Source organism: Amycolatopsis sp. NPDC051102 (assembly GCF_040682815.1).
GTDB lineage: Bacteria > Actinomycetota > Actinomycetes > Mycobacteriales > Pseudonocardiaceae > Amycolatopsis.
The window spans coordinates 52,833-61,901 of the sequence record NZ_JBFBBT010000018.1 but is presented as its reverse complement, the minus strand read 5'-3'; the positions used below and the strand labels follow the sequence as shown (position 1 = coordinate 61,901).

The following is a 9,069-nucleotide window of genomic DNA, read 5'->3' as shown; positions in this document are numbered from 1 at the left end:
CCGGGCGGGCCCCGGCGGCCGGGCCCCCCCTCCCGCCCCGCGCCACGCGCCTCCCCCCCCCGTCCCAGCTGCGGTGGTGTTGGCCCGGGCGCCCACCCCCCCCACACCCCCCCCACGACGGGGTGGCGAGGAGGTGTTCCAGGGGGGCCGCCTTGTGCAGGCATTCCTGCCACTCCGCCTCCGGGTCCGAATCCGCCGTGATCCCGCCCCCCACCCCGAGGGCGATGGTGCCGCCGGCGATCTCGAACGTCCGGATCGCGACGTTCAGCTCCAGCCCCGCCACCGGCGACACCAGCCCGATCGCACCCGTGTACACCCCGCGGCCGCACGGTTCCAGGGACGCGATCAGGTCCAAGGCGCGGATCTTCGGCGCGCCCGTCACCGAACCCGGCGGGAACGCCGCCGCCAGCAGCGAAGCGTCCGAGACCGACGGGCGCAGCACCCCGGTCACCGTCGAGTCCAGGTGCCAGACGCCGGGCGCCGGGCGGACCTCCAGCAGGGACGGCACCGTCACCGAACCCACCTCGCAGACCCGGCCGAGGTCGTTGCGCACCAGGTCGGTGATCATCACGTTCTCCGCGACGTCCTTTGCGGACTGACGCAGCAGGCGGGCGTTGCCGTCGTCGGCGGGACCGCGGCGGGGCAGCGTCCCCTTGATCGGCGTCGACCGCACCGCGCGCCCGTGCCGGGCCAGGAACAGTTCCGGCGAGAACGACACCACCGATCCCCACGAGCCGGACAGGAACGCTGCGCGCCGCGGGGACAGCCGGTCGACGCCGGCCGCGAACAGCGCCGCGGGGGAGCCGGAGAACGGGCCGGTGAACCGGCTGCAGATGTTGGCCTGGAACAGTTCGCCCGCTTCGATCGCGTGCACGCACGCCTTCACCGCGTCCCGGTGCTCCGAGGGCAGCGGCCGCCGCAGCGGGCCGGCCCGCCAGGAAGCCCGCGCCGGCGCCGAAGCCAGCAGCGATTCCATTGTGGACACCGAGGGGCCGCCGCCGTCGAGTGACTCCAGGTAGCAGGTGCCGGACGCGGACCAGCGCAGCACGTGGTCCGCCCAGCCCCACGCCGACGCCGGCAGCGCGCCGGTCCGGCCCGACGGGTCCGCCGAGTCGTACGACAGATAGCCGAACCAGCCGCCGCCGACCACGCCCGGCTCGGCCGCCACCTGCGGCGGGAAGGCCGGCGCGACGGGGGACACGTCGAGCGAGGGCGCGATCACCGCCCGGGCGGAAAACCAGTCACCCGAAAGCATGGCGGGCGGCGGCAGGCCACGGGCGGCGGCGTGCTGGGCGAGCACCGAAAAGGCGTGCGACGGCGTGACGTCCGTCCGGAGTGGCCTGCTCGTCACGCGCATGGCGACATACCACCACACGTCAGAGCAGCAGGTCACCCAATGTGAACGGGTACACGACGGCGTTCTGCTCCACCGGCCCGGCGATGCCGGGGACGGCCGGGGTGTAGGCGTGCTGGTGCACCCCGAGCCGCGAGTGGAACCAGCCCGCGCGCCCCGGGATGCCGTTGTGCCGGATCAGCCACAGCACGACCTCGCTGTCGGCCCACCGGTCCGGGTGCAGCCGGTGCTGCCAGCAGTCGTGGTCGGCGTAGACCAGGACGCGCTCGATGCGCGCCGCGTGCCGGACGTGCTTGATCCACGCCTTGACGAACCGGTCGTCGACGCTCGGCGCCGCCACCTCGAGCGCCGGCGCCAGGGAGCCGGGCGCGAACGCGCCGAGCTTGCTGGCCGTCCGCACGAAGAAGTCCGCCTGGTCGTGCACCGCGCCGGGCCGCGCGTAGTGCCGTCCGCCGGCGTGCAGCCCGGCCTCCTGCGCCCCGGCCAGGTTGCGTTCCGCGGCGGGGTTGCTCCAGTTGACGTTCTCGCTGATCGTCACCGACACGAACCGGGTCTGCGCGGCGCGCACGGCCTGCCAGTCGGTCACGCGCTCGCGGTGCGACAGCGAAATGCCGAGTTCACTCTCCGGCTCTGTCACGGTCCGCCCCCGGCGCGTCGGTGGAGAGCACACCATACGTCGCCGGAGGCGGACCCGCAGTGACACACGCCTGGTTGATCAGGCGTTTTCCTTCTGGAAGGTCCGTGTTCCCCACCACACGGACACCACAGCCATCACCAGCACCACGACACTGCCCGTGAACAGGGCGTCCATCGTGAAGTCGCCGCGGAAGGTGCTCCGCTCGACGTCGACCACGTGCCGGAACGGGTTGATCTGCGAGATCCGGTACAGCCACGCCGGCGCCTGCCCGGCGGTGATCGGCAGCAGGATCCCGGAGAGCAGCAGCAGCGGGATGAGCACCGCGTTGAGCAGGGCGGGGAACGTCTCCTCGCTCTTCAGGGTCAACGCCAGCGCGTACGAGCACGACGCCAGCGACACCGCCAGCAGGAACACGATGACCAGGCTCAGCAGGACCCCGCCGACCGGCGCGTCGAGGTCGAAGGCCAGGTACGCCAGCGCGATGATCAGCAGTGCCTGGACCACCGCCTGCACCGCGCCGGCCAGCACCTTGCCCAGCAGCAGCGCCGCCCGGCTGACCGGCGTCACCCGGAACCGCTCGACGACGCCGGCGCGGTACTCGGCCAGCAGCCCGAAGCCGACGAAGGAGCTGCCGAACAGCGCCAGCTGGGCGATCAGCGCCGGGGTGAGCAGCATCCAGCCGTCCACTTCGGACATCCCCTGGGCCTGCACGGCCCGGACCATCAGTGGCCCGAACAGGAACAGGTACAGCAGCGGCTGCATGATCCCGATCAGCACCCAGGTCGGGTTGCGCAGCGCCGCCGTCATTTCGCGGCGGAAGATCAGCCAGGTGTCACGCAGCACGGGTGCCCTCCTCCGCTTCCCGCAGCGAGCGGCCGGTCAGGGTCAGGAAAACGTCGTCGAGCGTCGGCCGGTGCACCTGGACCGACAGCATCGGGATGTTCTTCGCGTCCAGCGCGCGCAGCAGCTCCGGCAGCGCGACGTCGCCGCGCGGGACGCGGAACCGGACTTCGCCGTCGGTGAGGGACAGCTCCTGGGCACCCGCGAGCCGCCCGGCGATCTCTGCGGCGTCGCCGGCTTGCCCGGGCTCGACGCCGACCTCGACGCGGTCGCCGTTGACCCGCGCCTTCAGCGCGTCCGGCGTGCCCTCGGCGACGATCCGGCCGTCGTCGATCACGATCAGCCGGTCCGCCAGCGCGTCGGCTTCGTCGAGGTAGTGGGTCGTGAGGAACACCGTGACACCGCGCTCGGCGCGCAGCCGGCGGATGTGCTCCCACAGGTTGGCGCGGCTCTGCGGGTCGAGGCCGGTGGAGGGCTCGTCGAGGAACACCAGGCCGGGCGAGTGGATCAGCCCGAGCGCGATGTCGAGCCGCCGCCGCTGGCCGCCCGAGAGCGTCTTGGTCAGCCGCTGGTCCAGCCCGGTCAGGTCGAGCTGTTCGGCGAGTTCGGCGCCGCGCGCGATCGCGTCGGCCTTGCTCATCCGGTAGAGCCTGCCCTGCAGCTCCAGCTCGTCGGCGACCTTGCTCTCGGGTGCGGTGCCGCCGCCCTGGGCGACGTACCCGATCCGCTTGCGCACGCCCAGCGGGTCGGACAGCAGGTCGCGGCCGCCGACGGTCGCGGTGCCCGCGGTGGGCTTCAGCAGCGTGGTCAGCATGCGCAGGGTGGTCGTCTTCCCGGCGCCGTTGGGCCCGAGGAAGCCGACCAGCTCGCCCGCTTCGACGTCGAGGTCGACGCCCTTCACCGCGTGGACTTCGCCACCGGTGCGGCCCTTGCGGCGGAACCGCCGCTCGAGACCGCGTGCCGTGATCATGGAAACCCCTCTCCGGGTAGTCAATCTTGACTAGCTGAGGCGCACACTGTGCCCGAGAGGGGTAACGCTAGTCAAACTTGATTAGCGGGCGGGTGGTTCGCCGAACGGCTCGCCCGCCTCGCCGGCCATCACGTAATCGCCCGCTTCGAGCCGCTCGATCAGCCCCTGCAGCCAGGTCAGGCTCGCGTTCGTGATCCCGCCCCACAGCCGGTACAGCTCGCCCACGTGCTCCGGGGTGCCCAGCCCCATGTTGACCTTCAGCTCTTCGAGCATCAGGTCGGCCTGCCGCTGCTCGGCCTCCAGGTGCACCAGCCGGTGCCGGAGCAGGTTGATCACCCGCCCCCGGGGCAGCGTGGTCATCAGCGAGATCGCGGCCGACAGGTCGGGGTGGTTGAGCTGGGGATCGGACAACGCCTTCGAGAGCAGGACCTGGTACTCCTGCTCGCCCTCGCCGGTGAGCCGGTACGCGACGCGGTCCGGGCCGCCTTCGCCCGGCTCGACGTCGACCTGCTCCAGCAGGTCCTCGGCGGTCATCTTCTTCAGCGCGTGGTAGATCGAGCCGGGCTGGACGTTGGCCCACTTGTCCGCCGACCAGGTCAGCAGCTCGCGCCGCACCTGGTAGCCGTGCGCGCGGCCGTACATGCGGACCACCCCGAGCACGAGCAACCGTGTCGCCGACAACCGGGGCCTCCCTCTCGAAAACGCGCGTGACGCCCTCCGTAGGCTAATAAGGTATGAGCACCCCTGTGTTGACCGCGGTGGCCTGGCCCTACGCCAACGGCCCCCGCCACATCGGCCACGTGTCCGGATTCGGCGTCCCGTCCGACGTCTTCTCCCGCTACCAGCGAATGGCCGGCAACCGGGTGCTCATGGTGTCCGGCACCGACGAACACGGCACCCCGATCACCGTCCAGGCGGACAACGAGAACTCGACGCCGCAGGAGACCGCGGACAAGTACACCCGCCAGATCGGCAACGACCTGCAGGGCCTCGGCCTGTCCTACGACCTGTTCACGCGGACCTCCACCGGCAACCACGCCGAGGTGACGCAGCAGATCTTCCTGGCGCTGCACCGCAACGGCTACGTCGTGCCCAAGACCACGCGCGGCGCGATCAGCCCGTCCACCGGCCGCACGCTGCCCGACCGCTACGTCGAGGGCACCTGCCCGATCTGCGGGTACGACGGCGCGCGCGGCGACCAGTGCGACAACTGCGGCAACCAGCTCGACGCCGCGGAGCTGATCAACCCGAAGTCGCGGATCAACGGCGAGACGCCGAAGTTCGTCGAGACCGAGCACTACTTCCTCGACCTGCCGGCGTTCACCAAGACCCTCGGCGACTGGCTGTCGACCAAGACCGACTGGCGCCCGAACGTCCTCAACTTCACCAAGAACCTGATCGACGACATGCGGCCGCGGCCGATCACCCGTGACCTCGACTGGGGCGTCAAGATCCCGCTCGACGGCTGGCGCGACCAGCCGCTGAAGCGGTTCTACGTCTGGTTCGACGCGGTGATCGGGTACTTCTCGGCCAGCGTCGAGTGGGCGCGGCGCTCCGGCAACCCGGACGCGTGGCAGGAGTGGTGGAACAACGCCGACGCGCGGTCGTACTACTTCATGGGCAAGGACAACATCACCTTCCACGCCCAGATCTGGCCCGCCCTGCTGTTCGGGCACAACGGCGAGGGTGATCGCGGTGGCGAGCCGGGCAAGTACGGGAAGCTGCACCTGCCCGACGAGATCGTCTCGTCCGAGTTCCTCACCATGAGCGGCTCGAAGTTCTCGACCTCGCGCGGGCGCGTGATCTACGTCGAGGACTTCCTGCGCGACTTCGGCCCGGACACGCTGCGGTACTTCATCTCGGTCGCCGGCCCGGAGACCCAGGACACCGACTTCACCTGGGACGAGTTCGTCCGCCGGACCAACTTCGAGCTGGCCAACGAGTGGGGCAACCTGGTCAACCGGTCCATCTCGATGGCGCACAAGAACGTCGGCGCCATCCCGCGCCCGGAGGCCCCGACGGCGGCCGACGAGGACCTGAAGGCGTTGTCCCGCAAGGCGTTCGACACCGCGGGCGCGCACCTGGCCCGGTCCCGGTTCAAGCTGGCGGCGGCCGAGGCGATGAAGGTCGTCACCGCGGCGAACAAGTACATCTCCGACCAGGAGCCGTGGAAGCTCAAGGACGACCTGGCGCGGCGCGACACCGTGCTGCACACCGCGCTGCAGGTGGTGTCGGACGCGAACACGCTGCTGACGCCGTTCCTGCCGCACTCGGCGCAGAAGGTGCACGAGGCCCTCGGCGGCACCGGCGTCTGGGCCGCCCAGCCGGAGCTCAAGGAGGTCGACGACCTCGACATCGACGGCCGGGTCAACCCGATCCTCACCGGCGACTACGCGGCCGAGCAGGCGAAGTGGGAGTCGACGCCGATCGCGGTCGGCACGCCCCTGCAGAAGCCGTCGCCGCTGTTCACCAAGCTCGACCCGGCGCTCGGCGAGACCGGTCCGGAGTGGGCGCCGATCACCAAGGAGTAAGAAGTACGCATGGGTGAACAGAAGCGCGAGCTGCCGCCGGTCCCGGACCGGCTCCCGGTGTCGGTGGTGGACGCGCACACCCATCTCGACGCGTGCGGCGCGGTCACCGCGGCCGATGTCACGGCCATGGTCGACCGCGCCGAGCGCGCCGGCGTCGCCCGCGTCGTCACGGTCGCGGACGACCTCGCGTCGGCCCGCTGGGCCGCCGAAGCCACCACCTGGGACCGCCGGGTGTGGGCCGCCGTCGCGATCCACCCGACGCGGACCAAGGAGTTCGGCGAGGCCGAGAAGGCCGAGGTGGAGCGGCTGGCGGCGCACGAACGCGTGGTCGCCGTCGGCGAAACCGGCCTCGACTACTACTGGGACTACTCGCCGCACGACGCCCAGCAGGAGGCGTTCCGCTGGCACATCGACCTCGCGAAGCGGGTCGGCAAGCCGCTGATGATCCACGACCGCGAGGCCCACGACGACGTGCTGCGCATCCTGGCCGAAGAGGGTGCGCCGAATGCCGTAATCTTCCATTGTTTTTCCGGGGACGCGGAAATGGCCCGCAAGTGCGTCGACGCGGGATTCGTCCTTTCCTTCGCGGGCACCGTGACGTTCAAGAACGCCAAAGGCCTCCACGAGGCGGCCCGGCTCTGCCCCCCTGGGCAGTACCTCGTCGAGACCGACGCGCCGTTTCTGACCCCCCACCCGTTCCGTGGGCGGCCGAACGAGCCGTTCGGCGCCGCCTACACCGTCCGTCACCTCGCGGCGCTCAGGGGCGAAGCTGTCCACGAAGTCGCCGAAGCGGTCCGGACCACCGCCGAGCGGGTGTACCGACTCCCCAGCGTCACATCGGGTTGAACGCATTGCGACAACAGGGTTCCCGGCTCGGCCACTTGACGTAGTGACCCAGATCACGACACCCCGGGGGGTGTTTGCGCAACCCGCCGCGACCCGTTACTGTCCCGTGATCGTGCCGGTTGGTACTGCGCATGCAGTTGCCGACTGTTACGCCCACAGTCACGTCAGTGCACGTCGGGGAAGCGGAACCGGGAGCGGTACGGCCCGGAACCGTGACGATGGCGCCGGCTGCGGGCCCAGACGTAAAGACGTCGCCCCGAACGATGTCTTGGGAAAGGGAACGACCCGGTGACAGGTAGCAGACAGGCTGGAGCGCGCTCCGCGGCCGTCCTCGAGCGCGATTTCGAGAACACTGCGTACGGCCAGCTCGACTTCTCCGACGACCCGAACATCACGCAGCAGGACATCCTCGCCGCGCTCGGCCCCGATGCCGACGCGATGATGGCCGAGATCGACGTCGACGTCGACGAGCTGATCCGGCTCATCAACGCCGAGACGACGTACCTGCCGCCGATCGTCATCCCGGACGGCCTCGACGAGGACCGCACCGCTTCCCCCGAAGCGCGTCGCGCGGCTCTGGACGAGGGCCTCCGCCAGACCACCAAGGTCTGGAAGCGCCGGTTCCTCAAGGGCGCCGTCCTCAGCGTGATGATCAGCGTCGCCGGCGGCGGCGCGGCCGCGCTGGCGATGAACAAGAGCATCACCGTCGACGTCGACGGCCACCAGCAGACCGTGCACTCGTTCGGCGGCACCGTCGGCGAGGTGCTCGAGGACGCGGGCCTGTCCGTCGGCGAGCACGACTCGCTGTCCCCGTCCCCGCAGGCCGAGGTCGGCGACGGCGGGGTCATCAAGCTCGAGCGCGGCCGTCAGCTGAAGATGATCGTCGACGGCGCCGAGCGCACCTCCTGGGTCCGCGCGACCCACCTCGGCGACGCGCTGAGCCAGCTCGGCATGACCGAGGCCGAGAAGGCCGGCACGTGGATGTCGATGCCGAAGGACGGCGAGCTGCCGCTCCAGGGCGCGACCGTCGAGATCAAGACCCTCAAGAACATCACCCTGTACGACGGCGCCAACGCGCCGAAGCAGGTCAAGACCACTGCGGTGACGACGAAGGAATTCCTGGGCGAGTACAAGCTCACCCTGGGCCCGGAGGACCAGGCCGAAGGTGGTCTGGACGTCAAGCTGACCGACGGCGCCGAGGTGCACATCAGCCGCACCGGCGTCTCGACGGTCACCCAGAAGGAGAGCATCGACCCGCCCGAGCAGCGCGTCGACGACCCGGACCTGGAAAAGGGCAAGACCAGCGTCGAGGACCCGGGCACGCCCGGCGAAAAGATGGTGACCTACAAGGTCACGCAGAAGAACGGCAAAGAGGTCGGGCGGGAGACCGTCTCCGAGCAGGTCATCACCCAGCCGAAGCCGAAGATCATCCACGTCGGGACGAAGAAGGCCCCGACCCCGGACATCGGCGACGGCTCGGCGTGGGACCGCATCGCGCAGTGCGAGTCGGGCGGCAACTGGGCCATCAACACCGGCAACGGCTACTACGGCGGCCTCCAGTTCGACAAGCAGACGTGGAACGCCTACGGCGGCTCCCAGTACGCCCCGCTGCCGAGCCAGGCCAGCCGTGAGCAGCAGATCGCGGTCGCGGAGAAGGTCCGCGACGCCCGCGGCGGCTACGGCGCCTGGCCGGTCTGCGGCAAGAAGGCCTGACCCCGCTTCCCGAACGGCCCCCGTCCCACCCGGACGGGGGCCGCTTCGCGTTTGCAGGTCTGCCGCAGCGGTCGTGAGTGGTAAGGCGGGTTGGTTCCAACCCTTAAACACACAACACCAAGGAACCCCGCGGGCGCGGGGGGGGGACCGGGTGTTGGGTGTACGGGGGGTTTAAATA

The 9,069-nt window shown here is 70.5% G+C and carries 8 protein-coding genes; 3 read left to right on the top strand and 5 right to left on the bottom strand.

What is annotated here, in order from left to right:
• From AB0M93_RS35785 to AB0M93_RS35765, 5 genes are all read right to left on the bottom strand, one after another.
• On the bottom strand, positions 1-1,357 hold a 1,357-nt coding region (locus AB0M93_RS35785), incomplete at its 3' end, for an aminodeoxychorismate synthase component I (RefSeq protein ID WP_364282219.1).
• Positions 1,358-1,376: 19 nt separating this feature from the next.
• Positions 1,377-1,991 (bottom strand): GH25 family lysozyme, encoded by a 615-nt coding sequence (locus AB0M93_RS35780; protein ID WP_364282218.1) that lies wholly within the window; start codon positions 1,989-1,991, stop codon positions 1,377-1,379.
• A gap of 78 nt (positions 1,992-2,069) precedes the next feature.
• The gene (locus AB0M93_RS35775; RefSeq protein ID WP_364282215.1) at positions 2,070-2,834 is read right to left on the bottom strand and encodes an ABC transporter permease; all 765 of its coding nucleotides are present in this window, start codon (positions 2,832-2,834) and stop codon (positions 2,070-2,072) included.
• Positions 2,824-3,801 (bottom strand): ATP-binding cassette domain-containing protein, encoded by a 978-nt coding sequence (locus tag AB0M93_RS35770; protein WP_364282213.1) that lies wholly within the window; start codon positions 3,799-3,801, stop codon positions 2,824-2,826. The genes AB0M93_RS35775 and AB0M93_RS35770 overlap by 11 nt, the downstream gene beginning before the upstream one ends.
• Positions 3,802-3,882: 81 nt before the next feature.
• Positions 3,883-4,482, bottom strand: a complete 600-nt coding sequence (locus AB0M93_RS35765; RefSeq protein ID WP_364282210.1) for a PadR family transcriptional regulator — start codon at positions 4,480-4,482, stop codon at positions 3,883-3,885.
• Positions 4,483-4,535: 53 nt separating this feature from the next.
• Here AB0M93_RS35765 and metG point away from each other — a divergent pair, with 53 nt between their 5' ends.
• The 3 genes from metG to AB0M93_RS35750 all read left to right on the top strand — a co-directional run bounded on the left by metG (position 4,536) and on the right by AB0M93_RS35750 (position 8,891).
• Complete coding sequence (metG, locus tag AB0M93_RS35760; RefSeq protein WP_364282207.1) at positions 4,536-6,332, top strand: methionine--tRNA ligase; 1,797 nt, start codon at positions 4,536-4,538, stop codon at positions 6,330-6,332.
• A 9-nt stretch (positions 6,333-6,341) separates the two neighbouring features.
• Positions 6,342-7,178: a TatD family hydrolase gene (locus tag AB0M93_RS35755; RefSeq protein ID WP_364282205.1), complete on the top strand. Its 837-nt coding sequence runs from the start codon at positions 6,342-6,344 to the stop codon at positions 7,176-7,178.
• 288 nt (positions 7,179-7,466) lie between these two features.
• Entirely contained in the window at positions 7,467-8,891 is a 1,425-nt protein-coding gene (locus AB0M93_RS35750) for a transglycosylase family protein (RefSeq protein WP_364282202.1), read from the top strand.
• The last annotated feature ends 178 nt before the right edge of the window (positions 8,892-9,069 follow it).